The organism is Rhodococcus sp. NPDC060086, from assembly GCF_042730275.1.
Classification (GTDB): domain Bacteria; phylum Actinomycetota; class Actinomycetes; order Mycobacteriales; family Mycobacteriaceae; genus Rhodococcus.
On the sequence record NZ_JBHWWZ010000099.1, the window covers coordinates 1 to 1659 of the forward strand.

A 1659-nucleotide genomic window follows, 5' to 3' on the forward strand; every position below is an offset into this window, starting at 1 on the left:
GTGCACATATGTGCACGCGGGACACGCGCATCGTGACGTCTTCCGCCCGGCTACGCCAGCATGTGCGGTAGACCGGAACGAAATCGATCGGCGTCGATCTGTCTCAGCGGCTGCAACTCGGGTGGTTCGTGCAGCGTGAACATCGACGGAGCCGGCTCGGGGGAGTCGGCGGCCTCGAGCGCTGCACTCACCGCTGCGCGGGCGGACTCGTTCGCCGACTCCATGGTCGCGAGATCGATGTCGGTCCGCACATAGTCTCCCGCCAGGAACAGGTTCGGGATCGACATGCGGAACGTCGGCCCGGCAACCAGATTGTCGAACACTCCGTTCGGGTTGTGCGGGAAGGGGATTCGGCGCATCGTGTCCGGAATGTGCTGATAGAAGCCGGGGAAGAAGCGAAATCCGTGCTCGCCGGGAAGGTCGAGGCGACCACCGGCCGCGGTACCGGGCGACGGCATGCTGCGGGCCTTGCCGCCGAGTGCGGTCGGTTCGTACACCGTCACGTCGAACCCACGCTCGATGAGCTCGTGGGCAGCGGTGAGGCCGGCCATCCCGCCGCCGAGGACCGCGACGCTGCGGCCGTTCGAGCGCAGTGCCGGGGATCGCGGCGCCGAGTGGGGGTGTGGTCGGGCTCCGGCACTGCCGGGTAGTGCGGCTGCCGCACCGAGGGCGCCGAACGCGGTCAGGACGGTACGTCGGGTCATGCGGAATTCGGTCACTTCGTCCCCCGGTTCGCGATGGTTTCTTCGTGATGCCGGGCGACGCCCGGAATATATGGCAACACGTGTTGTCAGATATAGCGGACATTCGACGCGCCCGTGGGGGAATCGGCGACGCGATCGTGTCAGGATTGGAGCATGAGTATCGGAACACTGGTTCTGCTCCGCCACGGCGAGAGCGAATGGAACGCGATGAATCTGTTCACCGGCTGGGTGGACGTGCACCTCACCGACAAGGGTGTCGCCGAGGGCAAGCGCGCAGGCACCCTGCTCGCAGAGCAGAACGTCCTTCCCGATGTTCTCTACACCTCGCTGCTGCGGCGTGCGATCAGCACCGCGAACTTCGCCCTCGACGCCGCCGACCGCCACTGGATCCCGGTCGTGCGCGACTGGCGACTCAACGAACGTCACTACGGTGCCTTGCAAGGTAAGAACAAGGCCGAGATCAAAGACGAGTTCGGCGAGGAGCAGTTCATGCTCTGGCGTCGCAGCTACGACACCCCGCCGCCCCGGATCGAGGCAGGCACGAAGTACAGCCAGGACCAGGACGTGCGCTATGCGGACGTCGACGAGGTCCCGCTGACCGAGTGCCTGAAGGACGTCGTCGATCGCCTGATCCCGTATTGGGAAGACACCATCTCGAAGGATCTGCTGGCGGGCAGGACCGTGCTGGTCACCGCGCACGGCAACTCGCTGCGCGCGCTGGTCAAGCATCTCGACGGAATCTCCGACGACGATATCGCCGGTCTGAACATTCCGACGGGCATCCCGCTGCGGTACGACCTCGACGAGAACCTGCGCCCGCTGAACCCCGGCGGCACCTACCTCGACCCCGAGGCCGCTGCGGCAGGCGCTGCGGCCGTCGCGAACCAGGGCGCCAAGTAGCACGATCGGACAAACCGGACCCCGCGCGACATATCGTCTGTCTCTTATACACATC

General features: G+C 65.7%; 1 protein-coding gene and 1 pseudogene. One reads left to right on the forward strand and one right to left on the reverse strand.

Features of this window, described 5'->3' with window-relative positions:
• Nucleotides 1–305: 305 nt before the first annotated feature.
• Nucleotides 306–704, reverse strand: a pseudogene (locus tag ACFWB0_RS25565) (FAD-dependent oxidoreductase); the annotation flags it as partial.
• Nucleotides 705–857: 153 nt separating this feature from the next.
• On the opposite strand from ACFWB0_RS25565, the gene ACFWB0_RS25570 reads away from it, so the two are divergent.
• A complete protein-coding gene (locus ACFWB0_RS25570; RefSeq protein ID WP_378493200.1) occupies nt 858–1604 on the forward strand; it encodes a phosphoglyceromutase in 747 nt (248 codons plus the stop codon).
• Nucleotides 1605–1659 lie beyond the last annotated feature (55 nt).

Coding starts and splice junctions, on each gene's coding strand:
- ACFWB0_RS25570 (WP_378493200.1), top strand. CDS start 858: ATGAGTATCGGAACACTGGTTCTGCTCCGCCACGGCGAGAGCGAATGG.